The 25,792-nt window shown below is 47.1% G+C and carries 25 protein-coding genes; 17 read left to right on the top strand and 8 right to left on the bottom strand.

Annotated features, from left to right (window positions below; genetic code table 11):
• Nucleotides 1-112 precede the first annotated feature (112 nt).
• From B4O97_RS08910 to B4O97_RS08885, 8 genes are all read left to right on the top strand, one after another.
• The gene (locus tag B4O97_RS08910; protein WP_083050141.1) at nucleotides 113-1,099 is read left to right on the top strand and encodes a hypothetical protein; all 987 of its coding nucleotides are present in this window, start codon (nucleotides 113-115) and stop codon (nucleotides 1,097-1,099) included.
• 1,142 nt (nucleotides 1,100-2,241) lie between these two features.
• Entirely contained in the window at nucleotides 2,242-2,400 is a 159-nt protein-coding gene (locus tag B4O97_RS19480) for a hypothetical protein (RefSeq protein WP_158084226.1), read from the top strand.
• A gap of 1 nt (nucleotide 2,401) precedes the next feature.
• Complete coding sequence (locus B4O97_RS19325) at nucleotides 2,402-2,695, top strand: hypothetical protein (protein WP_143305617.1); 294 nt, start codon at nucleotides 2,402-2,404, stop codon at nucleotides 2,693-2,695.
• A 495-nt stretch (nucleotides 2,696-3,190) separates the two neighbouring features.
• The gene (locus B4O97_RS08905) at nucleotides 3,191-4,276 is read left to right on the top strand and encodes a Fic family protein (protein WP_083050139.1); all 1,086 of its coding nucleotides are present in this window, start codon (nucleotides 3,191-3,193) and stop codon (nucleotides 4,274-4,276) included.
• A gap of 187 nt (nucleotides 4,277-4,463) precedes the next feature.
• On the top strand, nucleotides 4,464-4,895 hold the full coding sequence (locus B4O97_RS08900; RefSeq protein ID WP_083050137.1) for a type II toxin-antitoxin system RelE/ParE family toxin: 432 nt from the start codon (nucleotides 4,464-4,466) through the stop codon (nucleotides 4,893-4,895).
• Nucleotides 4,861-5,292 carry a helix-turn-helix domain-containing protein gene (locus B4O97_RS08895; protein WP_083050136.1) on the top strand — a complete coding sequence of 144 codons (432 nt, stop codon included), beginning with the start codon at nucleotides 4,861-4,863 and terminating at the stop codon, nucleotides 5,290-5,292. The genes B4O97_RS08900 and B4O97_RS08895 overlap by 35 nt, the downstream gene beginning before the upstream one ends.
• Nucleotides 5,293-5,294: 2 nt before the next feature.
• Nucleotides 5,295-5,702 carry a hypothetical protein gene (locus B4O97_RS08890; protein ID WP_083050134.1) on the top strand — a complete coding sequence of 136 codons (408 nt, stop codon included), beginning with the start codon at nucleotides 5,295-5,297 and terminating at the stop codon, nucleotides 5,700-5,702.
• A gap of 301 nt (nucleotides 5,703-6,003) precedes the next feature.
• The gene (locus B4O97_RS08885) at nucleotides 6,004-7,305 is read left to right on the top strand and encodes an ATP-dependent nuclease (RefSeq protein ID WP_083050132.1); all 1,302 of its coding nucleotides are present in this window, start codon (nucleotides 6,004-6,006) and stop codon (nucleotides 7,303-7,305) included.
• Here the strand turns inward: B4O97_RS08885 and B4O97_RS08880 are convergent.
• Complete coding sequence (locus B4O97_RS08880) at nucleotides 7,285-7,506, bottom strand: transposase (RefSeq protein ID WP_158084225.1); 222 nt, start codon at nucleotides 7,504-7,506, stop codon at nucleotides 7,285-7,287. The two genes, B4O97_RS08885 and B4O97_RS08880, sit on opposite strands and share 21 nt — an antisense overlap.
• A gap of 83 nt (nucleotides 7,507-7,589) precedes the next feature.
• Here B4O97_RS08880 and B4O97_RS08875 point away from each other — a divergent pair, with 83 nt between their 5' ends.
• From B4O97_RS08875 to B4O97_RS08855, 5 genes are all read left to right on the top strand, one after another.
• A complete protein-coding gene (locus B4O97_RS08875; RefSeq protein ID WP_083050130.1) occupies nucleotides 7,590-9,365 on the top strand; it encodes a histone deacetylase family protein in 1,776 nt (591 codons plus the stop codon).
• 184 nt (nucleotides 9,366-9,549) lie between these two features.
• Nucleotides 9,550-10,854 (top strand): KamA family radical SAM protein, encoded by a 1,305-nt coding sequence (locus tag B4O97_RS08870; protein ID WP_083050129.1) that lies wholly within the window; start codon nucleotides 9,550-9,552, stop codon nucleotides 10,852-10,854.
• A complete protein-coding gene (locus tag B4O97_RS08865) occupies nucleotides 10,829-11,920 on the top strand; it encodes a D-alanine--D-alanine ligase family protein (RefSeq protein WP_198947045.1) in 1,092 nt (363 codons plus the stop codon). Before B4O97_RS08870 ends, B4O97_RS08865 begins: the two co-directional genes overlap by 26 nt.
• Nucleotides 11,910-12,893 (top strand): D-alanine--D-alanine ligase family protein, encoded by a 984-nt coding sequence (locus tag B4O97_RS08860; RefSeq protein WP_158084224.1) that lies wholly within the window; start codon nucleotides 11,910-11,912, stop codon nucleotides 12,891-12,893. The genes B4O97_RS08865 and B4O97_RS08860 overlap by 11 nt, the downstream gene beginning before the upstream one ends.
• Nucleotides 12,890-13,369 carry a GNAT family N-acetyltransferase gene (locus tag B4O97_RS08855; RefSeq protein ID WP_083050125.1) on the top strand — a complete coding sequence of 160 codons (480 nt, stop codon included), beginning with the start codon at nucleotides 12,890-12,892 and terminating at the stop codon, nucleotides 13,367-13,369. The genes B4O97_RS08860 and B4O97_RS08855 overlap by 4 nt, the downstream gene beginning before the upstream one ends.
• Before the next feature lie 203 nt (nucleotides 13,370-13,572).
• On the opposite strand, the gene B4O97_RS08850 is transcribed toward B4O97_RS08855, so the two are convergent.
• Nucleotides 13,573-15,780: a PIG-L family deacetylase gene (locus tag B4O97_RS08850; protein ID WP_198947044.1), complete on the bottom strand. Its 2,208-nt coding sequence runs from the start codon at nucleotides 15,778-15,780 to the stop codon at nucleotides 13,573-13,575.
• A 379-nt stretch (nucleotides 15,781-16,159) separates the two neighbouring features.
• Between B4O97_RS08850 and B4O97_RS08845 the strand changes: the two genes are divergently transcribed.
• The 4 genes from B4O97_RS08845 to B4O97_RS08830 all read left to right on the top strand — a co-directional run bounded on the left by B4O97_RS08845 (nucleotide 16,160) and on the right by B4O97_RS08830 (nucleotide 20,519).
• Nucleotides 16,160-17,266, top strand: a complete 1,107-nt coding sequence (locus tag B4O97_RS08845; RefSeq protein ID WP_083050123.1) for a hypothetical protein — start codon at nucleotides 16,160-16,162, stop codon at nucleotides 17,264-17,266.
• Between the two features lie 204 nt (nucleotides 17,267-17,470).
• Nucleotides 17,471-17,908: a hypothetical protein gene (locus tag B4O97_RS08840; protein ID WP_083050122.1), complete on the top strand. Its 438-nt coding sequence runs from the start codon at nucleotides 17,471-17,473 to the stop codon at nucleotides 17,906-17,908.
• A gap of 194 nt (nucleotides 17,909-18,102) precedes the next feature.
• Nucleotides 18,103-18,606 (top strand): rhodanese-like domain-containing protein, encoded by a 504-nt coding sequence (locus tag B4O97_RS08835; protein WP_158084223.1) that lies wholly within the window; start codon nucleotides 18,103-18,105, stop codon nucleotides 18,604-18,606.
• Nucleotides 18,603-20,519, top strand: coding sequence for a methyl-accepting chemotaxis protein (locus B4O97_RS08830; RefSeq protein ID WP_083050118.1), 1,917 nt, complete (start codon nucleotides 18,603-18,605; stop codon nucleotides 20,517-20,519). The genes B4O97_RS08835 and B4O97_RS08830 overlap by 4 nt, the downstream gene beginning before the upstream one ends.
• A 44-nt stretch (nucleotides 20,520-20,563) precedes the next feature.
• Here B4O97_RS08830 and B4O97_RS08825 read toward each other — a convergent pair whose 3' ends face one another.
• Genes B4O97_RS08825 through B4O97_RS08800 form a run of 6 tightly spaced genes read right to left on the bottom strand, consistent with a single transcriptional unit; the run spans nucleotide 20,564 to nucleotide 25,719 of the window.
• Entirely contained in the window at nucleotides 20,564-21,439 is an 876-nt protein-coding gene (locus B4O97_RS08825) for a phosphate acyltransferase (protein ID WP_083050116.1), read from the bottom strand.
• The gene (gene buk, locus B4O97_RS08820; RefSeq protein WP_083050115.1) at nucleotides 21,436-22,521 is read right to left on the bottom strand and encodes a butyrate kinase; all 1,086 of its coding nucleotides are present in this window, start codon (nucleotides 22,519-22,521) and stop codon (nucleotides 21,436-21,438) included. The genes B4O97_RS08825 and buk overlap by 4 nt, the downstream gene beginning before the upstream one ends.
• Nucleotides 22,508-23,911: a 2-oxoacid:acceptor oxidoreductase family protein gene (locus B4O97_RS08815; protein WP_083050113.1), complete on the bottom strand. Its 1,404-nt coding sequence runs from the start codon at nucleotides 23,909-23,911 to the stop codon at nucleotides 22,508-22,510. The genes buk and B4O97_RS08815 overlap by 14 nt, the downstream gene beginning before the upstream one ends.
• Nucleotides 23,908-24,966: a 3-methyl-2-oxobutanoate dehydrogenase subunit VorB gene (gene vorB / locus B4O97_RS08810; protein ID WP_083050112.1), complete on the bottom strand. Its 1,059-nt coding sequence runs from the start codon at nucleotides 24,964-24,966 to the stop codon at nucleotides 23,908-23,910. The genes B4O97_RS08815 and vorB overlap by 4 nt, the downstream gene beginning before the upstream one ends.
• A complete protein-coding gene (locus tag B4O97_RS08805) occupies nucleotides 24,959-25,183 on the bottom strand; it encodes a 4Fe-4S dicluster domain-containing protein (protein ID WP_083050110.1) in 225 nt (74 codons plus the stop codon). Before B4O97_RS08805 ends, vorB begins: the two co-directional genes overlap by 8 nt.
• Nucleotides 25,183-25,719 (bottom strand): hypothetical protein, encoded by a 537-nt coding sequence (locus tag B4O97_RS08800; RefSeq protein ID WP_083050108.1) that lies wholly within the window; start codon nucleotides 25,717-25,719, stop codon nucleotides 25,183-25,185. Before B4O97_RS08800 ends, B4O97_RS08805 begins: the two co-directional genes overlap by 1 nt.
• Between the last annotated feature and the right edge of the window lie 73 nt (nucleotides 25,720-25,792).

The raw sequence follows: 25,792 nt of genomic DNA, 5'->3' as shown, positions 1-25,792 counted from the left end.
GGTAGCAGCACAAACGCATGCCAACTTAACGCCACGCAGCTCAATTGGATGTTATGTAGGCGAAAAATTCAGGTTCTTAGAGATGCTGTAAATGTTAAATATAGGATGCAAAATGGAAAGGACAGATAGTTATCTTTATAAGGCTGTAAGAGGAGACGAGAATTCTGTAACCGAGTTGCTGTGCAACCTAATAAGAAGAAAATATATACTCAACATTGTCTTAAAAGAAATTGGCCTTAGTGAAGAAGAGATTAATAGCATCGCATACAATGATATTAAAACACAGAAAAGTATGCACATTGGCATACCTGATATTATTATTGAAAATTCCGAGACTTTAATCTTATTTGAAATAAAAACAAGTAAAAGTAGAGAATTTGAAAAAACTCAAATATTTGACTATCCAGATTTTGTAAAAAAGGAGAAGCAAAGAAAAAAGTTTACGAAATTAGTTTATTTGATACCAATGAATCATATTGAAACTGAGGTAGTTGAGCAGGTACAAAAAGAATATTCAGATAAATTGATACGTATTGTTTACTGGGAAAGCTTGTTAGGCAGGTTAATTGAAGAGGATATTGATAAGGACCATCCAATAAACAATGAAATACTTAGATATATTTCTGGGGTAGTTATACATAGTACGCCAAATTTTAAATTAAGTCGTCAAGAGGTAGTGTTGATGTTTAATCAAAGAGACTTAGGTTATGCAGCTAGTATACTTGATAAATGGAAAAAGCAAATAGCTTTGATAAAAGTAGAAATTACTGATTATCTTAATTTAAATACAAATTATAGTTGGAAAGCCGGAGGCGAACAGTTTGATTCCTATGGTTGGGGACAGTATTTTGATGTAGAAAAACCATATAAGGGATATTTTTTCGTTGGATTTAATTTAATTTATGACGAATTCATTTTTGCTGTTTCAATTCCTAAAGAATTTTCTACTGAGATATCTAAAGGGTTAAAATTTGAGAATGAAGGAGAGTATTTTATTCCAATAACAAAGTATACAATAATTGATGACGATTTTGAGAATAATCTAAAGGTGGAAATTAAAAATATTCTTGATAAACATTTTGCTGGCATAAAAGTTTAAGTGTCGCTACATAACCCGCAATTGGAGCAGTCGTGGCTATTGTCATGGTTTGTGCTACTGGTTCCAAGAGATCTGTAGCTGAAAAGAGAGCGATGAGAGCGAAATTGGTGATATACTGTTGGTTGAGTAACAGCACAAACGCATGCCAACTTAACGCCACGCAGCTCAATTGGATGTTATACAGACATTTTTTTAGGGCTTCGAAGAGGTGAAGGAAAAGGGAATTTCATAGCGAAGGCTTGTCGTAGTAACACTGAGGCCGAACGCTGGCCCGCGCCTGGCCGCGCAGCCGCGCAAAGGCCTACACGCAACCCAACGCAATCAATGGCCTCGCTACGGCCAAACGCACTTTTCCGTGGAGACTATGTTTGGGGATTCGAAGGAAATTCTCCTCATGGTTCGAATAATGGTTCTTATGCCTGGAGAACAAACGCTGTATAACCTGCAGTTGGAACTGACAAACCTACTGTCACAGTTTGTGCAGGATCGTGAGAATGGGGAACAATAGTTTTCGATTGTTCTAGCTCATAAGTGGAGTTATACTGTTTACGATTAAGGCACAAACAGCGCCAGCTTAACGGTTTGCAGCTCAACTGGGTGTTATACAGACACTTTTTTGGGGACTTCGAAGAAGGAAGGGAAGAGGGAATTCGATAACGAAAGTTTATCGAAATTACACTAAGGCCTATCGCTGGCCAGCGCCTGGCCACGCAGCCGCGCAAAGGCCTGCACGCAACCCAACGCAATTAATGGCCACGCTACGGCCAAACGCACTTTTCCTTTGAGACTATTTTTCGGTGTTCGATGGAAATTCTCCTCATGGTTCGAAAAATGGTTCTTCTGCCTGGGGGATCAGCGCAGTATAACCTGCAGTTGGAGCAGACAAACCTACTGTCACAGTTTGTGCAGGATCGTGAGAATGGGGAACAATAGTTTTCGATTGTTCTAGCTCATAAGCGGAGTTATACTGTTTACGACTGAGGCACAAACTGCGCCAGCTTAACGGTTTGCAGCTCAACTGGGTGTTATGTTGACGGAGGTATTTGTAACATAGCCTATAGTATTGAAATGATCTTTCAGATACAAACAGGCTGTTTAAAGAATTATTATTAGCAGATCATGAACATGAGGAGATACGTAATATGGAACAAAATGTAAAGCATAGGCTGGGGATTGCTGGAGAATATCGAGTGCTATCTGAGTTACTCCTGAGGGGCTGTGATGCCTCGATTACTTTAGGGAATGCTAAAGGGACAGATATATTAGTTTACTTAAAAAGTAAAAAAATACCTACGTATTGAAGTGAAAACAAGTAAAAATGGAAAAAACTTTGTTACATCCTATTTCCCAAAATATAAAAATGAAAGTGCTGATGATCCTGATTATTGGGTATTTTTCAAACCCAGGTTACTTACTGGTAAGGACAATGATGAATTTTATGTGTTTTCTCATTCACAGGTTAGAGAAATACAATTGATTGTTAATAACGGTACTATAACTGAAAAAGGGAAAGGGGTTGATAATATTTCAATAAAATTATTGAAAGAATATTCTGACGCTTTGAATAATTTTAATAGAATATTTATTGATAATTAATAGAAATAGAATGCAAGTTATTAAATTCTTAAACATTGATAAATAGAATTGAGTTAATGGAAAAACTATAAAAGCATATTATAATAATTTATGGAGTTAATATGGAAATTACTTGCTTAGAATGTGGGGGAAAAAAATTTCGATTTTCGGTAGACAATGAAGATTCAAATCGTCATATATTAAAAATTACGTGTCCAAATTGTGGTGCTGTGAATGAAATTAATATTGGCCCATATGGTGAGGAAATAAATATAGAAATAAAGAATATTTAATAGTTGAGTAATGTTTACGAATAAATATTTTCTTAGATATATTGATAGACATTACAATTCAGCAACATAACCTGCAATTGGAGCAGATGTGGCTACTGTCACGGTTCTTGCGTACGCAAGAACACATGCCAGCTTAACGCCACACAGCTCAATTGGATGTTATGTGCATGTAATGTACATGAAACGCTTGTAATGTGCAAGAAATGTGCTATAATGTACATGAATGAAGCGTGATGGTTCGAAACCAAATAATGATCTTCCTCTTTTACCGCCGGAAGCTGATATTGAGACAAAGACAATACTAAATCAGGCGATCAGAGCTAACCGTGAACTGGCCAGATTAAAAGGATACTGTTCACTCTTACCGAACGATTCTATCTTATTGAGTTCAATAATCTTAAAAGAAGCAAAAACAAGTTCAGAGATTGAGAACATAATAACAACTCAGGATGAATTATACAAAGCATTGGCCGATAGCGTTAAAGAAATTGATGTAGAAACTAAGGAAGTATTGAACTATAGATCAGCGATATGGACTGGCTTTAATGAATTAAAAGAAAAAGGATTCCTGTCAACTAATATAATGATTCGAATACAGAATGAATTAGAGGGAAATAATGCAGGAATACGAAAACTTCCTGGTACGACGCTTGTAAACCAACAAACAGGTGAATCTGTTTATACACCACCAGATAATGAAGAATCAATAAATAGATTATTAAAGAATCTTGAAGACTACATAAATCAAACGGATGATATTGACCCACTGATAAAAATGGCAATCATACATTACCAGTTCGAGTCGATCCATCCCTTTTATGATGGAAATGGAAGAACAGGAAGAATAATAAATGTATTGTATCTAATACTAAAAGAACTATTGGATAAACCGATTCTCTATTTGAGTGATTATATTATAAAGAATAAGAATAGATATTATGATCTGCTACAGAATGTAAAAGATAAGAATGGATGGGAAGCATGGGTAATTTATATGCTGAAAGCAGTCGAAATTACTTCAGTTGAAACGCTAAAAATGATCTCAAGTATTGTAGATTTAATTAATGAAACGACTGAAAAATGTAAGAATGAACTACCAAAGACGACTTACTCAAAAGAATTAATTGATATTCTATTTATACAACCCTACACTAAGATTGAATTTTTGGTTAACGCAAATATTGCGGAAAGAAGAACCGCAAGCAAATATCTTAAGCAATTAGAAGAGATAGGAGTATTAGAATCATTCAAATCTTGGAAAGAGACAATCTATGTGAATAAAAGGTTATATGAATTGCTGAAAGGGTAGTTGCAGCACATAACCAGCAATTGGAGCAGTCAAACCTACTGTCACGATTCTTGCTTACGCAAGAATACGCGCCAGCTTAACGGTTTGCAGCTCAATTGGATGTTATATGGAATTTAAAGCTCCAAAATAGCTAATATGTCTATTAGTACAAGATTATTGACATTATAGAAGGAACGAGTTAATATTTATGTTAACATGTACCGAAGAAATTTATAAAGATAACTTTGGTTTCCGTGTATTTGGAAAGGAGAATGCAACAACTCAAGTATATGAGTTTATGGACAGGGAATTCGGTAATGAAAAATATAGAAAGAAACTTATTTCTGTCTTAAATGCAATTAACTCGAATCCAATGTTTTACTCGCACCCAGAAAAGTTTAAACCTGTTGAGGATGACGTATGGGAAATAAAAATAAAACCATATAGAATTGCATGCATATGGGACTCAAAACCATACAATTTAGTAGCAGTTTATGGCTTTAAAAAAGACAAAAGGAAATGGCCTAAGAAAGATCTTGAAAACATGAGACGACAGAAAACTCTTTATTGTAATAGTCGTTCAAAAAGGATTGAAGGAGTGTATTATGGGCGGAATAAGCGCATTGAAAAGAGAAGCTGAAAATAGAAAAGAATCAATAGATATAAAGAAAGAAAGTTTTAGAAATATTGTTACCGGTAAAATTTATGGACTTATGAAAAATGAGAAAATCAGTAAAACTGAGTTGTCTCAGAAAATGGGTGTATCAAAGGCCGCTATCACAAAGCTACTTAGTGGTGACCGAAATTTTACTATTGATAAAATAACTGAACTATCAAATATTCTAGGATATACACCTGCTATTTTTTTCACAAAGAAGCATTCATTTAGTGAAATAGAATACAGTTCCTTTATGAGATATTTTGAGAAGACAAAAAGAACCGTTGAGATCGTTTTTGAAAATGATAAAAAGATCCGCGCAACCGAAGAGTCTGAAAAAAGATTTGAAGCACTTTTTCTGAAGGAGAATTGGAATTAGTCATGGAAGAAAAGTTTCCTATAATAGATATTTTACTTCAATCTTTAAATTTCGAAGTATTTACGCCTAATATTCCAGAAAGAGAAGATACGTATACTATTAGTTACAATTCAGAATGGACATTAAGTAACGATAATAAAATGTTTTTTTCGTCCATCGGAATTAGTTTTGAAGGTACAGAAAAAGATAAAGATGAACTAGTAGTTCAAACTAAAGTTCTCTATTTTGCAGCTTTAAAGAATAACTATATTAAAAATGATGATGATTTCAATGATGAAGTCGCTGAAATTATTAATAGCGAAGTGAAACCAGTAATTCTGTCGATGTTTTATCGAGACACTAATGATTTATTCACTAAATCCGGATATCCCCCTATAAGAATACATGATCTTCAGTATGCACTTAAATAAATCCATATAACCAGCAATTGGAGCAGATGTGGCTACTGTCATGGTTTGTGCACCAGGCGGGAACGAGGAACATTAGTTTTGAGTTGTTCTGGTGAATAAGTGGAGTTATACTGCAAGATAGTTGCAGCACAAACACATGCCAGCTTCACGCCACGCAGCTCAATTGGATGTTATATCCAATTTGGGAAAAGAGAAAGTAGAGAATATATAGTAAAGTGATATATTGTTAATGCATACGGATTGTTTAAAAATTCTTTGTTATATTTAAAACTATATTATATGATGAGTATAAGTAAGGACTATGAGAAGCATGAAACTAACAAAAATAGTAATTGAAAACTATAAATCCATAAAGTACTTGGAAATTGATTGTCAAAAATATGGTGATAGTCATACAACTATGTTAATTGGTGTAAATGAATCTGGTAAAAGTAATATTTTACAGGCAATATCAATGTTTCGGACACCTTCATATGAATGTGATTACGATATAATACATAATCAAAAAGATGAAGAAAATAATTATGTTGACTTATGGTTCAATCTTCAATTTGATTCTAAAAATGAATATTTAAAAGAAATAAGAGAAATGTTTAAGAATGGCGATATCTTAGACTTTGAGATAAAAGATTTAGTTAAAAATGTATACCTTGGAAGTGACGACAAAAACTTTAACGAAGTTTATCATTACAGTATAGTCAATATTACGTCAAAAATAAAAATAAGTGAAGAAGTTGCAACGAAAAATGTTAATGGTCAACCTCAAAAGTATAAAATATACAAGATTGAAATGATTAAAGAAAATGATGCTAATGAAGAAGAATTGAGCGAAGAAGTATTAAAAGAGATTATAAATAATAGTCTTGTTAAAATTGTAAAAAGTAAGGAACCAAAAGTTTCATTCTGGAAACCATCTGAAGAGTACTTAATATCTAATGTTAAACTAGAAGATTTTAAGAATAATCCAACAGTAAACATACCTCTGCGGAATATATTTGCAATATCGGGTTATAAAACTAAACAAAAGATTGCAGATGAAATAAATAGAATCACTAATGATCAGCTTAGACGTAAAATGATGACAAAGCTATCAAAGGCGACTACTAGATATATTCAAAAGATATGGAGACATAACATTGAGTTTGATATTGAGATAAATGATAGTAAGTTATGTGTAGTATCTGTTAAAGATTCTGGTTCTGATAATCAGTATAATTTTCATAAAATGACAAATCGAAGTGAGGGATTCAAGCAGTTTATTTCTTTAATATTGTCTTTATCTATAGAAACTAGAGAATTAAATAAAGAAAATGATTTAATATTGATTGATGAACCAGAAGCACATCTTCACCCTTCCGGAATAAGAGATCTTAGGGAAGAACTATTGGAGATAGGGAAAACAAACTATCTATTTATTGCAACACATTCCCCATTCTTAGTCGATTTTAAAAGAAAAGAACGAAATATAATCGTAAAGAAAGGTAGAACAGCATTAACAGAATTGCAATATATAAAAAATGAACAGGACTTGCGTGATGATGAAGTATTAGAAATAGCTTTTGGAATAAATATCTATAAAGACTTACTGCTTGTACATACCTAAATACCATGTAACCAGCAATTGGAGCAGCTGCTTCTTCCATGCCCTTATCTGGTTCGGATGGACCGCATACTCTACAGCAATCTCCTGAAGGGGTTTCTCCTCGTTCAGCGCCTCCACGGCTACCTTATCTTTGAACTCTTCATCGAACTTTTGTCTAACTTTGATCTCCTTGTATATGGTATCATATATCGGGGATACCACCTTAGTTCTTGGAAAGAACTGTTCGGAAATTTGGACTCAGCATACTGAGACGATTATTCATAGTGTACAGAAGGGAAAAAACTATGTTCAAGATACGGCGCATATATGATGCCATTTATCCCAGGAATATCCGGGCGATCGAGCAGATCGAGCACATCTTTCTCGAGCAGTTCCCCGGGACTTCCGCCGCCAAATTCGAAAAGATACGCGATTCCCTCAGAGACCCGGTACAAAACAGGCAGAAGGTCGTGATCTTTGTAATAGAAGATTTTCATGAAACTGTGCAGGGATTCGCCGTGCTGTCTACCCTGCCGGGCCTGGATTACGGTTATCTCGATTACATCGCTTCAAAGGCCGGTGAACGGGGAGGTTTGGGCTCCTCTCTGTATAAGAGGGTCAGGGAGGAGGCCGTGGAGATCGGTCTTAAAGGTATTCTCTTCGAATGCCTCCCGGACGGGCCTGAAATCTGCAGAGAAGAGGGGCTGATCGAGCAGAATCGGTCCCGGCTCAGATTCTACGAGAATTTCGGCGCTTTCCCGATAATCGGAACAAAATATGAAACCCCGGTCGGGCCGAAGGATACCTGTCCGCCCTTTATTATGTACGACGATCTGGGTTCCGGAACTCCCCTGCGAAGGGCAGCAGCCCGCAAGGCGATAAAGGCGATCCTCCGGACGAAGTACAGAGATGTCTGCGATGATGCGTATATAAAAATGGTGACGGATTCTTTCAGGGATGATCCTGTAAAGGTTAGGGAGCCGCGCTACGTTTCCGGAAAGCTTATCGGTGTGCGCCGGAGTGTAAAACCTGACCACCAGATCGCTCTGGTTGTAAACCGGAAGCACGAGATTCACCATGTCAGGGAGAGGGGGTACGTGGAATCCCCCGTCAGAGTGAAAACGATACTGGATGAACTGATCAGGACCGATCTTTTTCACGAATTCGCTCCGAAGGATCAGGGGATGAAGGTCCTCTCCCGGATCCATGACCGAGGGTATCTCAGCTATATCAGGAAAGCCTGTGCGGCCGTAGGAACCGGAAAATCTGTATATCCCTATGTTTTCCCGATCAGGAATACCTCACGGCCCCCGAAGGAACTTGAAATCAGAGCGGGTTACTACTGCATAGATACTTTCACCCCCCTGAACGCGAATGCCTACAAAGCCGCCAGGTCAGCGGTAGACAGCGTTCTGACCGCGGCGGACCTCATCCTCGAAGGAAGAAGGGCCGCCTATGCGCTGATCCGACCTCCGGGACACCACGCGGAGAGAAAGGCATTCGGGGGCTTCTGTTATTTCAATTCCGCCGCCGCCGCGGCTTATCGCTTTGCGCAGTACGGCAGGACGGCCATACTCGACATAGATTATCATCATGGAAACGGCAATCAGGATATTTTCTATGAAAGACCGGATGTTCTGACCATTTCCCTGCACGGAGATCCCCGATTTGCCTATCCCTATTTTTCCGGTTTCAGGGACGAACGGGGATCGGGGGAAGGGAAGGGATACAACATCAATTACCCGCTCCCGGAAAATGTCGATGGTCAGAAGTACCTGGAGACTCTCTCCCGGGCTCTCAACGCGGTCAGACGGTTCAAGCCCCGCTATCTGATCGTCTGCCTCGGCCTTGACACCGCGAAAGGTGATCCGACGGGTACCTGGCATCTCAGGTCAGGGGATTTTTTCAGGAATGGACTGCAGATTGGAGAACTGAAGATTCCGACCCTGGTCGTCCAGGAGGGCGGTTACGATAACCGTGTCTTGGGCGTGAACGCGAGGCATTTCTTTACGGGATTTGCGGAAGGAGCCGGTCTGTTGCGGGATGCGGACAGCAGGAAAGCAGTGGATTTACCGAAATGAAATAATGCAATTATTTACGGCAAGAATATTGACATATTTTCAAAAAAGATGAATTTAGACGTAGGTAAATAGTCTGTTTCTGGTGATCAGAATCGGCTTTTACCGACGCAACCTGGTTGCGGTATTTTCTTTTCCATTCCGGGTAATCAATGGATTATCACGGGATATAGGGATTAGAAAATCAATGAACAGTAAAAATGGTTACACCTTTTCGGGTTGTACCCGAACCAAACCTGCTTCAGTAAAAAGGAACACAATCCAAATTGAATTCTCCGATCCGGTTCCCACTGCCGAAGACGAGGAGCCTCCTGGTCTAGTCAGCGTTCTACCCAGCCAGGGGGATACTGCTGAACTTTTTCCCATCATCAGCCGTCGATCATCCTCTTTCCGAGCTCGATATTTTCCGGATACCCGTGATGACGAATGGAATGACTGGCGTTGGCAGTTCAGGAACAGAATCCATACCCTGAAGGGGCTGGAGCGTATCTTCTGTCTTTCCGACGATGAAAAGGACGCACTCGTTTTTGCGGGAAGAAGGCTTCCGCTTTCGCTGACGCCTTACTACGCCTCACTTATCGATCCGCTGGATATTTTGCAGCCTCTTCGGAAGACGGTTATTCCCGGATTGGCCGAATTTGTCTCCTCCCCCGGAGAATCGGTCGATCCGCTGAATGAAGAGGGCCACTGTGTTGCTCCCGGGCTCTTTCATCGTTACCCCGACAGGGTCCTCCTTCTGGCAACCAACACATGCTCGGTTAACTGCCGCTACTGCACCCGCTCACGTGTCGTCGGCAACGGCAACGGAGCTATGGGAAGGAAAGACTGGGATGAAGCTCTGAAATATATCAGGGCCCACGGGGAGGTGCGGGACGTTCTTGTCTCCGGCGGAGATCCATTGACCTTGCCCGAGAAGAGCCTCGAGTATCTTCTGAGTAGTCTGAGGGCAGTTCCGCATGTGGAAATTATACGGCTGGGAACGAAGGTCCCAATGGTCCTGCCCCAGCGGATTACGGAATCCCTTGTCAGGATGCTGAAAAAGTACCATCCGCTGTGGATGAGTATTCACGCAACACATCCTGATGAGATCACTCCGGAGTCGAGCGAAGCCTGCAGTCGTCTGGCGGACGCTGGAATTCCCCTGGGCAGTCAGACCGTTCTTCTCAAGGGGGTCAATAATAATTCAGAGACCCTGATGAATCTCTTCCATAAGCTGATGATAATCAGGGTCAGGCCCTACTATCTCTACCAGTGCGATCCCATTGCAGGTTCGGCCCATTTCAGGACCACCGTGAGAGAGGGGATAGAGCTCATCCGCAGCCTCAGGGGTTTTACCTCGGGATACGCGGTCCCCCACTACGTCATAGATGCTCCTGGGGGAGGCGGAAAGATTCCTATTAGTCCTGACTACATTCAGGGAACGGTTAACGGAAAACTGACTCTAAGAAATTATGAAGGGAAAACCTATGAGTATCCTGACGACAGCCTCTAGGCCGATAGATATCAGTTCTACAGACTTCTGGTCGGAAGGCTCTGAGAAGAGAAGACCGGAAAAACTGTGCGTAGGTCTCACCTACGACCTGCAGGCGGAATACCTTGCGAGGAATTACAGTCCGGAAGAGACGGCGGAACTGGATTCTCCTGAAACAATCGATGCCCTGGAGCAAAGCCTGCGCACTTTGGGCTATGCCCCGGTCCGGATAGGAGGAATTGAATCCCTCGTCGGAAAGCTCGCCGCGGGTGAACGATGGGATATTGTTTTCAATATCTCTGAAGGCATGCACGGTCTGGGGAGAGAGGCCCAGATACCCGCCCTCCTGGATGCCTATCGAATCCCCTATACCTTTTCTGATCCGCTGGTTCTCGGAATCACCCTCCACAAGGGGATAGCGAAGCACATTCTTAAAAATTTGGGGATAGCGACTCCCGATTTCATCGTGGTTAAAACCCTTTCGGACCTGGACGGGCATTCCCTCGCTTTCCCACTGTTCGTGAAGCCTGCCGCGGAGGGAACCGGTAAGGGAATCAGCAGCAGATCTCTGGTTCACAATGAAGGGGAACTGCGGGAGCTCTGCAGCGATCTTTTGGTCGAATTCCGGCAGCCCGTTCTCGTGGAGACCTTTCTTCCCGGCCGGGAATTTACCGTGGGGGTCCTCGGTACCGGCGATAGGGCAAGAGCGCTGACGCCGATGGAAGTGGTTTTTCAGGGAGAGTCGTCGGGGGTGGTTTACTCATATGAAACGAAAAAAAACTACCGTGAACTGGTTGAGTATTCCCTGGTTAATGGGGAGCTGGGAGAAGCATGCAAGGACCTTGCACTTGCCGCCTGGAGAGCTTTGGGGTGCAGGGACGGAGGCAGGATCGACCTGCGGCTGGATGCGGAGAACCGGCCCAGTTTTATCGAGGTAAATCCCCTCGCCGGTCTTCATCCTGTCGATTCCGATCTGCCGATCCTGTGTCGTCTTTCAGGGATAAGCTATGAAGCGCTGATCAGGGAGATCATGACTTCCGCCCTTGAAAGAGAGCACAATGGAAAAATCGTTCTGCATGAATTCTAGAAAAATCTCAATCCTTTTCTGCCGGCCCGCCGGCATGGCGGGCGCCGACGATCAGGATACCCTCTACCAGGCGGAAACGGTAAGCACCGCACTGGAAGAGCTCGGGTATGAAACCCGGGAACTCGAGGCCGACATGAACCTGGTTGAATTCCGGAGAACCCTGGGAACACACCGGGGCAGTCTGATTTTTAATCTTTTCGACCCTTCTGCGGGAGAAGGCCGGTTCATATCGCTCTTTCCCCACATCCTTGAACAGGAGGGTATTCCCTACACGGGCTGCAGCGCGGATGCTCTCTACCTGACCTCTCACAAGATAATTTCAAAAAGGATGATGCTTCGACAGGGGATTCCGACTCCCTTCTGGTATGAGGCCGGCGGGCTTGCTGCAGGCACTTTTTTCCCGGGGCGGTACATTGTCAAATCTGTGTGGGAACACGGCTCGGCAGGTTTGACCTCGGATTCCGTTGTCGAGGTCTCCCGGGAAGAAGAACTCGATGAACTCCTCGCGGCGTCGGGAAGGGGTTTTTTCGCCGAGCGGTTTCTGTCTGGTCGGGAGATAAATATCGCCCTTCTCTCCGACGGAAAAGACTCATGGGAGGTTCTCCCTCCTTCTGAGATCATCTACAGCGGGAAAGATGAGCACAATCCTTTTCTCGATTACAGAGCGAAATGGGATGAATCCTGTGAATCGTATCAGAACTCCTTGCGTAGTTTTGATTTCGGTTCCGACGACGATCCCATGCTGCAGCAGCTCACCGCGATTGCCCGGGAATGCGCAGGCCTCTTCAGTCTGAACGGGTATGCCCGGGTTGATTTCCGGATGGATGAAACGGGACAGCCCCATGTCCTGGAGGTCAACGCGAACCCCTGCATTTCTCCCGGAGCGGGTTTTCCTGAAGCGGCTGCGAAAGCGGGTGTATCATACCAAGAGATGATTGAACGGATTGTAGCATCTTCGGGTGGGACAAGATGAATATCGTAATCAGGAAAGAGCTCCTTCCCGGTGATGACGAACGGATACGGGAAGTTCTCGAATCCTCGGGTTATTTTCAAGCCCGGGAGATCGATGTGGCATTGGAGCTGGTGCAGGAAGCACTGAAAAAGGGCGATGAAAGCGGCTACTATTTCATGACCGCTCGGGAAAAAAGCCGTCTTACCGGGTATATCTGCTACGGCCCCATACCGATGACCCTCAACCGCTGGGACATCTACTGGATTGCCGTCGATGACAGGCTCAGGGGAAGGGGTATCGGCGGGATGCTGCTTGAACAGACCGAAGACCACATAAGAACGCTCGGGGGAAGGAAGACATATATCGAAACCTCCTCGAGCATGCTCTATGCCCCCACCCGCAGATTTCATGAAAAACAGGGTTATATCCTGGAAGCGGTGCAGAAGGATTATTATGACGATGGCGATGACAGGTGTCTCTACGTCAAAGTGCTTTGAGAATGAGGCTGAGTGCAGAATATGGGAAGCGCAGCCCGTTACATTCCGCCTGGGTCCCTCTCAATGGCTCAAATCTGAAGATATAGACGGTTATGCAGATACGAAGGACCGGAAGGTCTGGGATATCATGACCTGTAAGGATGAGTTGAAACTGTAAAGGATGTGGTCAGCTGATAGTCCGCGATGTCCTGGTTTGTACATGCTCAGAAATTTCCGTCGATGGATTTTTCCAACTTGCGGGCGTATGTCAGGAACTCCTCCAGGTTCATCTCCCTGAGGAAGATCATTCCATGACTTGAACGGATTTTCGGGTTCTCATTCTGATAGAAGTAGTCTTTTCCAAGGAGCAGTTGAATATCTTTTAACTGTTCGACCCATATTTTCTGTGACAGATGGCTGAACTTCCCGTTAAGCTCGTGGCTGGGGAACGATGCATCTACCTGGCTGAGGTAACAATTGCTAAACAGGCTGTCCATTACTGCCATCTCATCGAGGGAAACCGGAATGATGCAGTCAGCCTCTGCGGGATGAAACCTGTACCATACGTTACGATAGCCCCAGATCCGAAGGTCGGAAAGGTCCTCTTTCTTGCTCCATTCGCGTAGTGCGGCGGCGATGGCCTGCAGTACTTTGTAATGTGTATCGGGACCGCTGCCTTCGGGATCGAAGGCCAGGCTGATGACCGTGGGATGAATCTCTTTCAACATGTCCAGAATGGGGGCCACGTCACGACTCTGTTCGGGCTGTTCGGTGAACATATCTCCGGTATAGAATCCCAGCCTGAGGTGATGAACATTTTTTACCTGCACGCCGAAATGCGCCCAGACCAGTTCCTCCTCGAATTCCCGCAGCATACCCTTCAGTTTTTGTATTTCAGGAGGGTTCTTCTCCCCGTCGTAGCTGTTTTGTAAGAGATGGATGACATTCTTCAGTGTTTCTCTAAGGTGCTCTGCGTCTTTAATGCTGTATATTTCCACCACTGCCCGTACGATTCGGTGACACAGGCCGCGACGCAGTTCGTACTCTTCCCCGGCAGCTACCTTGGTAAGATAGTGATATACATCCTTGTCCCATTTATGTTTATACCCGACTTTAAAAAAATCGGGATAGGCTATCATCTGGATAAGTCCGTCGTCAATGAAACTGATCGTGTCGGTGAGTGCGGTGATGATAAACTGATTTGTTACAGCGGTGAACCCGGACGTCAGGATTGAAAAATGGAACTGGTTGGATGTTTCGCTGATATGGGTTGCTATGTAGGGCAGTATCCCCAGCATGATATCGTCGTGGTGCGGTCCGGTATGGAGGAATACCTGGTTTTTTTCCTGTCCCAGTCCCCGCTCTATTTTTTCGATGATACTCTTCTGAACCGAAGGCACTGTGTTCTTGTCCAGTGAAGGTATGTGACGACAATACCGATCATGCCGCAGATCTTCGATGGATATATGATGGCCATAGGAATTATTCTTTCTGCATAGATCAACGACTGCTCTGTCGGATTTTTCCGGGTTCCAGTCTCCTTCTCCATAGTAGGCGTCCATCGTGTCGCTGAGTTTCGATGCGGCCCCTTTGGTCAGGTAAAACCTGCTGTTGTGCAGTCTTTTAAGGACTGTGGCCGGATAAATATTGTTTATGGGGCTCTCGATAGAGTTTTTCACGATTCCGGCTTTAGCTTCGCCTGCTGCAATGATAATAGCCACCGTGTCCGGATTGCAGGTGATGGTTTCCAGACCGATGGTGATTACCAGCCTGTTGGAAGAGATCTCAATCCCTCCCAGGTCGGAGGCTGCCACCGCCTGGGTTTCGAAATTAGTCTCTGTCAATCGTGTGGTGGAATACTGATCGGACCCGCGGGTGTTGAAAGCGATATGGCCGTCAGGTCCGATGCCGCCCATAAAAAATCCCAGGCCTCCCAAATCACGTATCCGTTTCTCATAATCACTGCACCACTGATCGATCATGAATATCGATCGCTGCTGTAATTGTTCCAGCGAGCTCCTGCATTCCCGATACCGCAGAGAAAGATCGACCCGCAGGTCCGGAAAGATCTCTGAATAATGTTTGCCTTCCGCGAGGGGAATCTCGTCTGAATTAATCAGCAGAGCATTATCCATATTCAGGCCAAAACCTTTGATATAATAGTTGACTACATAATTGTAAAAACTGTTGTGCTGACCGGAATTAATGGGATAAAACTCGTCGATTTGAACGAAGCGTAAACCTCTCAGGTCAGGTTTTTTTACACCGGCGAGCCCGTACTTTTCACGTACGGCTATCCCCGGTTTTTCGTTCCAGACATCAAGCAGATGTGCCGTCCATTTGATAAAATACTCCGGTGTCTTTCCTGTGGGAAGGCTGATGATTCCCCGGGGGTTTTCCGAAGCCCACTCCAGAAATCTCAGGGAAGTCAACAGCCCCAGTTTAGGAAAATTATCAACAACTATATAGGACGGGTCCGGGGAGTTTTCAGACGTACCTGTTTCTTTTAGGAAAGCTTTTTCGATACTTGATATGGTGTTTCTGTTCATAAACTGTATCATTTCCTTTGTAAACTCATGGGCTTCAGGTTCTCTGGGCGTATATGCAAAAGTAGATAACCGAATGACAAAACATGTCAAGCTGGTGATAAAGGATAGTCAATAGCCATGGTTTCCGGATTAGTGAGCAACGAGACGAAAAAGCCGGAGCAGTCCTTCAAAAGCAGTGTATCCTGGAAGAACCCCGGGAAATATCTGCATGGTATTCATGTTTTCATTTATAGATATATACTTTCCTGGTGCAGGAGGTAAAATGAAAACAGCACCAAAGCCCAGGGGTCCCTGGATTCATCGCTTCTCGATACGTCTTTTTACAGTGATTCTGGCCATACTCGTATATTGGGTTCTCGGATTTCTTGTCGGGGATATTGAGTCGATACAGGGTCCCCGGTATAGCGAGATAGAAAAAGAATACGTTGATCAGGCCCTTGTGGAGCAGGAGGGGAGGCTTGCGGAGAGCATTGCGGAAATTGATCGCGATATAGCCAGTAAGCGGGAGGAGATGCAGATTGTAAGCGACAGTTCTCAGAATCTTCAGAAAACCATCAATCAGCTGATCGAACTACAGAAAGTCACAGTGCAAGAATCGGCTGTGCTGCCCGAAGCAGAGCAGATCAATCTGTCCGAGAGCCTCGAAAGTTTTCTTGACAGCCAGGAGAAGTATCAGGTGTACAATGAAGAGCTTTCAGAACTCATGGATCAGAAGCGGGGATTAGAGTCCGAAAGACTGGATCTGGAAAAAGAAATCGAAGGTCAGCGTGAACCCGCCAGAAGCGAGTATGAGCGGCTGAAGGAAAATCATGATTTACGTCTTGCCATGCTGCAACTTCTGATACTGGTTCCGCTTCTGGCTGCCGGAGCGTTTCTGATTGTAAAAAAACGCGACAGCATTTATTTCCCTCTTTTCGCAGGTTACGGAGCAGCGGTACTGCTGAAGGTATCTCTCGTAATCCATGAGTATTTTCCTACACGGTATTTCAAGTACGTACTCGTGATCGGACTTCTGATCGCCGTGGTCAAGCTCCTGATCTACTTTATTCGTGTTGCAGCTTTTCCCAGGACCCAGTGGCTGACCAGACAATACCGTGAAGCCTATGAACGTTTTCTTTGCCCTGTCTGTGAGTATCCGGTCCGAACGGGTCCTCGCAGGTTTCTGTTCTGGACCAGGCGGACGGTAAACAAGATTGTCCTTCCGAATAAGGCTGAGGAAGAAAGGCCCTACTCGTGTCCGGCCTGCGGTACTCCGCTTTTTGAGGAATGTCCGGAATGCCACGGAATTCGGCATTCGCTGCTTCCCTACTGCGAGCACTGTAATGCAGAGAAGGAGATACCTGACGCATCCTCTGTTCGAAATATATAAGGGAGGGAGGATGCAGGGATACATCACGGTAAAATCCGTGTATTGCATGTAGACTTTGGCCGGAGCTTTTCCGCTGGAACCGGCAATGCATCGAGATATCATCTGGGCTTGAGTATTTTTCTCCTCCGGTCAACCATGCCATGGCCGGATTCCGTCGAACGGCGAAAGCGGGTAGAATATGTCTATCGCAGGAGGAGAAAACACATGAAAAAGATTATTCCGATACTGATCATGTTTTTGTCGGCATCACTGCTGCTTGCAGACTATTCGGCCGAGGTGGAAAAGTTTTTTCAGCTCTATGCTTCTCAAAGGTATGCTGAAGCACTGGAGAGCATTTACAGTACGAACAGGTGGATCAGCTCGTCACCGGATACTGTCCGGAATCTGCAGAACCAGCTTACAGGTGTGCAAGGCCTGGTAGGCCGGTATTACGGTGAGGAGTTCCTCGGCGCAGTCAGTATAGCTGACCGTTTTGTGCATTTAACGTATCTTGCCCTGCATGATCGACAACCCTTAAGAATGGAGTTCCAGTTCTATAAACCGGATAACGAGTGGAAGATTTACTCCTTCTCTTTTGATGATGCAATCGATGATGAAATAGAGAAAGCAGCCAGGGAAGCAATTGCAGGAGGGCACCCATAGCTGATATCTGGCTATACGGAGGCGCAGGCTATTTTTGAAACTTCTCCGCTGGTGACTTGCATATACCGTCGACGCTGCCACTTTGCCGCCTCGTGTGGGCTGAGGTCCTTCAGCCACTCCTGCGGATTCGAATAAATCGTAATTTTCTTGCGAAAATCACCACCTGCACGTAAAATTGAGCTATGAAATTTTCAATGAGTAAACGTTTTCTGCTGTTCCTTGCCGTGCCTGCATTTTTCCTGTTCATGCCTGGGTGTTCTCAGACGGAGTTCCAGGAAATGTCGGATACCGAGATCCTGGAACTCCTCTCCCAGGTTGTAGCCGGGGAAGAAGCTCTGGAAGAGGCCGGGCAGCAATACTTCCTCGGCTTATCAAACGAAAATAAAAATATCATTGTTCCTTCTGCCCTGCATGAGCGTTTAAGCAATAACGAACCGGTTATGGTCCTGGATATTCGACGGGCAGAAGATTTTGCCAGGGGACACATCGAGGGAGCTGTGAACATCTGGTGGTTTGACGTGGGGCATCACCTGGATGAACTCCCCAGAGACAGGAGTCTGCTTGTGACCTGTTACAGCGGTCAGGCGGCGGGACAGGTAGTCGGAGTTCTGAGAATGATGGGGTTTGAAGCAGTCTCCCTTGCCGGCGGTATGAACGGGGGCTGGCTGTCTGCAGGTTTACCGGTGGTGACGGAGTGAGAAGTATACGTTTTCAGCTGATTTCCGCCTTTCTCAGTATAGTTCTGCTTATCGTAGTTATAGCCGGTGCGGGATATTGGGGTATTCACTCTCTCTCCCGGGGCATCGATCGGATCGATGAAGACAACCGCCGCATCCTGTCGTATCGTGACGCCCTTGCTATGGTCGATAATGTGCAGAACAATATTCAGTCTCTGATTGAAAACCGTAATCAGGTAGGAATCCAGGAGTATACCCGCCTGAAATCGTATTTCAGCGAGAATGGCGGTTTTGATCGAAAGGGCATGCCGAAAGTCCAACAGACCCTGGTATTCGTTTTAAACACCGGCATAGGTTCGTATCTCGAAACATTCGAGAACAATTTGCTTCCCGTCATCGAACGGAGGCAACAGATTCTGTCCCGTTCCGTCGGGCAGGCCCTTGGCAATGTTTCATCTCCGGTAACGGATGCAACGGGATCAAACGACAATTCAGCAGTCTTCAATGAAGAATATTTCCGCATTGTGCTGCAGCAGCCGGCTCGGACTTTACAGACGACCTATACCACGATCTCCCGGGCGGTGGGGGCACTGGACGGAATACTGACGGATGATATTTATGCTGTAACCGAGACGAGCGACTCGGTAGGCGATCGGCTGCGAAACGTCCTTTTTTCCGCCTCCCTTGTGGCTGTGGCAGTGAGTCTACTGATCTCAATTCTTTACAGTAATCGCTTTACGAATGCCGTTCAGTCCATATTTCATGCCATGAAGGACGTCTCCAATGGAAACTTGACCATTCGTCTGGAAACGAAATACCGGGATGAGATCGGTGCTCTGGGGCGAAGTTTCAATGATTTTCTCGCAAATCTCTCGGCCATCGTATTCAATACCCGGAAGGGTGCACAGGAAACCTTAACCGGTACAGACCGTCTGCTGGATTCCATGACAGTAACGGGTCATTCCGCCGGACAGATTAATCTGCTCTCATCTCAGGTAGAAGAGGTCATTTCCCGGCAGAGCGATATAATAACGACAGTTTCCTCGAATATGGAGGAGATCGAACGGACTATCGAAGAACAGGATACGAATATCAACACGCAGTCTTCAACGGTGGAGGAAAGCAATCGTTCCATTACCGCACTGATCGAAAGCATTCGGGAGACTGCAGAAAATCTTGGACGGAGCGCAGTCGAATCGGACCATTTACAGCAGGTAACAAGTAACGGGAGGTCCCGGCTTGATGAACTGAAAGAGACGGTACACACCTTGAGCGCTCGTTCAGAAGCGATTATTGATGCAAATACGACGATCAAGCAGATTGCATCGCAGACAGACCTTCTGGCAATGAACGCCGCCATAGAAGCAGCGCACGCCGGCGATGCAGGACGGGGGTTCTCGGTTGTAGCGGAAGAGATACGAAAACTCTCCGAAGTATCCAATCTGCAGTCCCGGACAATTTCTGAAAACCTGAATGAAGTCAGAGCGTCTATTGAACGGGCTGTGGCAATCTCCGCAGAGACGGAAGCCTCGTTTTCCCATATTGCGAGTTCCGCAGAACAGGTGAACACACTTCTGAATGATATTAAAGGCAGGGTGGATGTTCAGTCCCAAAGCAGCGAGATCATACTATCTTCACTGGAAGAAATCGGCAGGATCACCGAAGGGGTAAAAACCGGGTCACGAGAGATGCTGGTCAGCGGAAGGGTCGCTATAGACGCTATCGGAGGACTTGTCAGTGTCAGCACGAAGGTCAGCGATGCCGCCCGTTCCATGACCGATGAGGCAACCAGGGTCAGCAGAGATGCGGAAGAGTCTCTTGCCCTGGTAAAATCGATGGTTGCCGTAACGCACTCTCTGCATGAGCAGGTCGCCATATTCGAAATCAATGAGCAGGAAACTGTTGAGACTCTTGAACCTTTGGCCCGGGAGTAATATATCTGGCGCAAAGGTCCAGCTTCATTCCCCGGTGTCCGGATTTACACGGAGGCGAGGCCTAATTTCAGGGACAGTAGTTTGGTCTCAGCATTGTCGGCCCGGGAGGTAAGCACCACGGGAGCCTGAAGGCCGATCAGAAGGCCGGCGATGGTCGCTCCGGCCAGAACGGTGAGGGTTTTGTAGACGGCGTTGCCGGAGTTCAGCTCCGGAAATAGAAGAATGTCCACGTCTCCAGCAACGGGACTCTCTATCTTTTTTATCCGCGCCGCTTCTGCAGAGAGGGCGACATCCAGGCCGAAGGGGCCTCCCAGCAGGGCTTTTTGCGGATCATATTCACGGCGAAGCTTCTCCGCATCGGTTGTTGAGTCTATCTTGGGATTTACCGTTTCCACCGGGGCCACCAGGCCGACCTTCGGCCTGGATATGCCGAGCCGCTTCGCAAGATCGACGGCGTTATCGAGTATACGGAGTTTATCCGCGTAATCCGGCCTGATGTTTATGGCGCAGTCCGTAAGAAAGAGCAGCTTGTGATACGAGGCCACCTGACACAGTGCCATGTGGCTGACGAGTCTGCCCGGTTCCAGCAGTCCGGCATCCTTCGAGAAGAGGGCGCGGCTGAACTCCCCGGTATGCACCTGTCCCTTCATGGCGACCTGGGCTTTCCCTTCCTTTATGTATCTGGCTGTAAGAGCGCAGGCTTCGGTCTCATTTTCCGCCTTCTCACATTTGTAGGAACCGGGTTTAAGGCCTGTATTTGCGGCGGCCTTTTCGATTGTTTCCGGATTTCCGATAAAAAGGAAGCTGGCCCAGTCCTGATCCGCCGCTGTTTTACAGGTCTTCAGGATTGCATCATCCTCGGGGAAGGGGACTGCGACCGTCGTCTTCCTTTCGACTTTAAGAAACTGATCGAGCTTCACCGGCGGTACTCCTTAATCGTCCGGGTTCTGTTCAGTGCCCCAAGGGCGTTCTCTGCAAGGGCCTCCATTTCGCGCTCTCCTTCTATTACAAGCACGGGTGCGAGGTACGAGACCCTTTCTCGGATAAGGTCCGTTACATAGCCGCTGCAGGCTATTCCTCCGGTCAGTACTATTCCATCGATACGCCCTTTGAGGGTTGCACCGTGGGAAGCAATCTCCTTGGCGACCTGGTAGGCCATGGCGCGGACCACGGCTTCTGCCTTCGTGTCTCCGGCGTTTATGCGCTCCAGGGCTGCCTGAAGATCGTTGGTCCCCAGATAGGCGACCATTCCGCCCTGTCCGACAATCTTTTTTCTGATTTCCTTTTCTCTGTCCCGGTACTCCAGGGCCAGGCTGACAAGCTGACCTGCCGGAAGGCCTCCGCTGCGTTCCGGGGAAAAGGGACCGTCCCCATCCAGGGCGTTATTTACATCGATGACCCGTCCCCGGCGGTGGGCGCCAACTGAGATCCCCCCCCCAAGGTGAGCTACAATAAGGTTCAGCTCTTCATAGCTTTTGCCGAGCCGGGCTGCGGCCTTGCGTGCGGCGGATTTCTGGTTCAGGGCGTGAAAGATACTGACCCGCTGTATCTCCGGGCAGCCGGAGAAGCGGGCTTCGTCAAGCATTTCGTCCACAACAACCGGGTCTGCAATGTAGGAGGGTATGCCCCTGGGCCGGGCGATTTCCTCCGCAAGGATTGCTCCCAGGTTGCTTGCATGCTCTCCCCAGCGGGCGCTTTCCAGGTCCTCCAGCATGCTGCTGTTCACGGAGTAGACCCCGCTTTCCAAAGGTGCCAGGAGTCCGCCCCGGCCGATGACGGCCGCAAGCTCTGCATCCTTCGGCAGCGTGTCGCTGATAAAGGTCTCGGTCAGCTCCTTTCGGTAATTCTTCTGCCCGGCGACGGAGGAGAACCGCCTCAGCTCCTCTGCGGAATGGCGGATTGTATAATTCTGCAGGCATGTCTCCCCGTGAAAGAGAGCCAGCTTGGTGGAGGTGGATCCCGGGTTTATAACCAGGACAAAGATGGAGTCAGAGGCCCGCATAAAAGGCTTCTGCCTTTTGTATGAGCCGCAGGTTAAGATCCAGGAACTCCTTCTTTTTCAGGCTGAGGGGCAGAACTGCCTTGAAGGTCTCCAGATCCACAACCCGGGACTCAAGCAGATACACCGTCAGCATTACGATATTGGCCGCTGAGATCAATCCTTCGTTTCTGGCCATCTCGGAGGCGGGTACATACAGGGCTTTGACGTCTTTTCGCTTCACCTTGCGGTCAACGACTGAGGAGTTGACGATTATGAGTCCTCCCGGGAGCACCTTTTCCTCGAAATTCAGGAGTGAGGGAAGATTCATCGCCATGAGAACGTTCGGCTCGTCGACAACGGGAGAACCTATCGCCTCCTGCGAAAGAATGACGCTGGCATTGGCGGTTCCGCCGCGCATCTCCGGTCCGTAGGAGGGGAGCCAGGTTGCTTCAAGGCCTTCGGCGATAACGCAGTTGGCCAGCAGAATTCCCGCTGACAGTACGCCCTGTCCGCCGAAGCCGGATATCTTGATGTGCTGCTCCTGGGGCAGTTCCTGTTTCTGCACCTGGGGCAGTTCCTTTTTTACCCGGAAAAGGTCCATGAGCTCCCGGTCGTTCAGGGGTTTCAGCAGGGTGTGGGGCGTGCACTGATCGGCGGTGTCCCGCAGACATCCCGGGGGAAAGATCTCCTCCATGGTCTCCTTCATCCATTCCCGGGCCCTGACGGGGTCCATCTTCCAGTTGATGGGGCAGGGGGAGAGAACTTCCACGAAGGAGAAGCCTTTTTTGTCGATCTGATTCTGAAGGGCCTTTTTGAAAGCCCGGCGGGTCTTCATTATGCCGGCGGGGGAGGAGAGACTCACCCGTTCGATATACACCGGAGGGGCAAGGGCATTCATGACCTCCGCCATGCCGATGGGTGCCCCGTCAAGGGACAGGTCACGTCCTTCGGGGGTAGTCAGGGTCTTCTGTCCGCTGAGGGTCGTGGGTGCCATCTGGCCGCCGGTCATACCGTAGATGGCGTTGTTGATGAAAATGACCGTCATGTTTTCCCCGCGGTTGGCGGCGTGGATTATTTCCGTAGTGCCGATTCCGGCCAGGTCTCCGTCTCCCTGATAGGAGATGACCACCGCATCGTCCCGGACCCGTTTGACCCCGGTGCCCACCGCCGGTGCGCGGCCGTGGGAGCACTGAATATTCCCGGTGTCAAAATAGTAGTAGGCAAAGACGGAACATCCCACGGGGGAGAGAAACACCGTCCGGTCCTGAATACCCATCTCGTCGATAATCTCGGCAAGAAGCTTATGCGCCGTGCCGTGGCCGCATCCGGGGCAGTAATGGGTCGTTTTCTGCCCGGGGCCCTTGCGTTCAAAGACCTCGTAGAAGCTTTTCGGTTTTTCCTTTACTATCATACCGGTACCCCCTGCATGTCGGACTCGGTGCGGGCTATAATCTCCGACACCTCCGGAACTACACCGCCCATCCAGTTGTACAGCAGATGAGGCCTGCGGCCCTCGAGGGCGAGTTCCACATCGTCGGCCATCTGTCCATTGGACAGTTCCACGGTGATAAACAGTTTTGCCGAGGAAGAAAGCTCCTTGAGGCGCTGCCGCGGGAAGGGATAGAGGGTCCTGGGCCTCAGCAGTCCGGCTTTTATTCCCTTTTTTCTCAGCTGGGATACCGCAGAGTAACAGAGCCTGGAACTGATTCCGTAGGCCACGAAGATCAGCTCGGCATCTTCTGTCTGTACTTCCTGGAAATCGCATATCTCCTTCTCGATGCGCCGGTACTTCTCCTGGAGGTGGAGGTTGTGCCGGGACAGCAGCTCCCTGTTCATCAGGATGGAGGTGATAAGGTTTTCCCTGCTCCGGGAGTCTCCATAGACCGCCCATGGGTGGCGTTCTCCGTGGAGTACTTTTTCCGGGAAGGAGACGGGCTCCATCATCTGTCCGATATAGGCATCCGTCAGAATGAAAACGAGCATGCGGTATTTGTCCGCCAGCTCAAAAGCCCTGTAGGTAAAATCGCACATCTCCTGGGCAGAGTTCGGGGCCAGCACTATGTTGCGGTAGTTTCCGTGGCCTCCCCCTTTTACCACCATGTTGTAATCGGACTGTTCCGGCCATATGTTGCCGAGTCCCGGACCGGCACGCTGTACATCCACAAGGACCGCGGGCAGTTCCGCTCCGGCTATGTAGGAGATCCCTTCGGCCATAAGGGCTACCCCCGGCCCGGATGAGGCGGACATGACCCGGGCTCCGGCACCGGCGGCACCGTAGATCATGTTGATAACGCTGACCTCCGACTCGCCCTGGAGAAATACTCTGCCGGCGGCCCTGAAGTAGGCCGCCGCGGCGTGGGCTATTTCGCTGGCCGGTGTTATGGGGTAGCCGAAAAAGTGGGTAGCGCCTCCCAGCAGGGCGCCGTATATGACTGCTTCGTTTCCTTTCATCAGCTGCTTATGCATTGATCCGCTCCTCGTTCTTATACACCGTAACGGCGCCGGGTTCCGGACAGACGTAGAAGCATATTCCGCAGGCGGTACAGTTGGGGTTTTTGAAGACCGCGGCCTGATATCCCATCTGGTTTATCTCGGAACCGATTCCCAGGCAGTTGTTGGGACAGTTCTGCACGCAGAGGCGGCAGCCCTTGCACTCGTCTGCGGCTATTCGAACGTAATTCATCAGATCCCCCCGAAAACTTCGTCCTGACCGGTACCGAAGTAGTTGATTTCATCTATGACTTCCAGAATGTCGTGGGGTATCTCCTCCACCACCAGCATGTGATGGGGGCAGGCCACCTTGGGACAGATGTAGATCCTGTTGTTGCGTCCCGGAAGATAGAGGGCGATCTGTTCCCGGGAATCGCAATCCTTGTTTTCGCAGGGCTGTTTGACGTTAAGAAGAACATCGCAGTAGGGGCAGTGGGCTTCCACTGCGCTGTCCGCCTCCATCTTCGTGGGAAGAAACGAAAAAAGATTCGCGTGGCTTCCCCAGAAGGAGTCGAGGAACACCACTCCCTTCTGGTTTCCCAGCCTGATATTCAGGCGTATGGAGGGCTCATCGTGAATACGTACGCTGTCCACCAGCAGGTTGTGGCCGTTGGGACAGAAAACAGATTCAACGAGAAGTACCTCTTTTCCGTGCTTGGCAAAAAGGCGCATCCCCTGGGGTATATTGGCTTTGAATGCCGCGGGGATTTCCTTGATGGTCAGTTCCATCGGCGGGCCTCCTATTTTTGATTTTATTGTAATTCGACTTTCGTCATTTGTAAAAAGATTAATGAAATTCTCC

Source organism: Marispirochaeta aestuarii (assembly GCF_002087085.1).
GTDB lineage: Bacteria > Spirochaetota > Spirochaetia > JC444 > Marispirochaetaceae > Marispirochaeta > Marispirochaeta aestuarii.
This window is presented reverse-complemented; position numbering and strand designations above follow the sequence as displayed.

Coding starts and splice junctions, on each gene's coding strand:
- B4O97_RS08910 (WP_083050141.1), top strand. CDS start 113: ATGGAAAGGACAGATAGTTATCTTTATAAGGCTGTAAGAGGAGACGAG.
- B4O97_RS19480 (WP_158084226.1), top strand. CDS start 2,242: ATGGAACAAAATGTAAAGCATAGGCTGGGGATTGCTGGAGAATATCGA.
- B4O97_RS08905 (WP_083050139.1), top strand. CDS start 3,191: ATGAAGCGTGATGGTTCGAAACCAAATAATGATCTTCCTCTTTTACCG.
- B4O97_RS08900 (WP_083050137.1), top strand. CDS start 4,464: ATGTTAACATGTACCGAAGAAATTTATAAAGATAACTTTGGTTTCCGT.
- B4O97_RS08895 (WP_083050136.1), top strand. CDS start 4,861: ATGGGCGGAATAAGCGCATTGAAAAGAGAAGCTGAAAATAGAAAAGAA.
- B4O97_RS08890 (WP_083050134.1), top strand. CDS start 5,295: ATGGAAGAAAAGTTTCCTATAATAGATATTTTACTTCAATCTTTAAAT.
- B4O97_RS08885 (WP_083050132.1), top strand. CDS start 6,004: ATGAGAAGCATGAAACTAACAAAAATAGTAATTGAAAACTATAAATCC.
- B4O97_RS08875 (WP_083050130.1), top strand. CDS start 7,590: ATGTTCAAGATACGGCGCATATATGATGCCATTTATCCCAGGAATATC.
- B4O97_RS08870 (WP_083050129.1), top strand. CDS start 9,550: ATGAACAGTAAAAATGGTTACACCTTTTCGGGTTGTACCCGAACCAAA.
- B4O97_RS08865 (WP_198947045.1), top strand. CDS start 10,829: ATGAGTATCCTGACGACAGCCTCTAGGCCGATAGATATCAGTTCTACA.
- B4O97_RS08860 (WP_158084224.1), top strand. CDS start 11,910: ATGAATTCTAGAAAAATCTCAATCCTTTTCTGCCGGCCCGCCGGCATG.
- B4O97_RS08855 (WP_083050125.1), top strand. CDS start 12,890: ATGAATATCGTAATCAGGAAAGAGCTCCTTCCCGGTGATGACGAACGG.
- B4O97_RS08845 (WP_083050123.1), top strand. CDS start 16,160: ATGAAAACAGCACCAAAGCCCAGGGGTCCCTGGATTCATCGCTTCTCG.
- B4O97_RS08840 (WP_083050122.1), top strand. CDS start 17,471: ATGAAAAAGATTATTCCGATACTGATCATGTTTTTGTCGGCATCACTG.
- B4O97_RS08835 (WP_158084223.1), top strand. CDS start 18,103: ATGAGTAAACGTTTTCTGCTGTTCCTTGCCGTGCCTGCATTTTTCCTG.
- buk (WP_083050115.1), bottom strand. CDS start 22,521: ATGCGGGCCTCTGACTCCATCTTTGTCCTGGTTATAAACCCGGGATCC.
- B4O97_RS08815 (WP_083050113.1), bottom strand. CDS start 23,911: ATGATAGTAAAGGAAAAACCGAAAAGCTTCTACGAGGTCTTTGAACGC.
- vorB (WP_083050112.1), bottom strand. CDS start 24,966: ATGCATAAGCAGCTGATGAAAGGAAACGAAGCAGTCATATACGGCGCC.
- B4O97_RS08805 (WP_083050110.1), bottom strand. CDS start 25,183: ATGAATTACGTTCGAATAGCCGCAGACGAGTGCAAGGGCTGCCGCCTC.
- B4O97_RS08800 (WP_083050108.1), bottom strand. CDS start 25,719: ATGGAACTGACCATCAAGGAAATCCCCGCGGCATTCAAAGCCAATATA.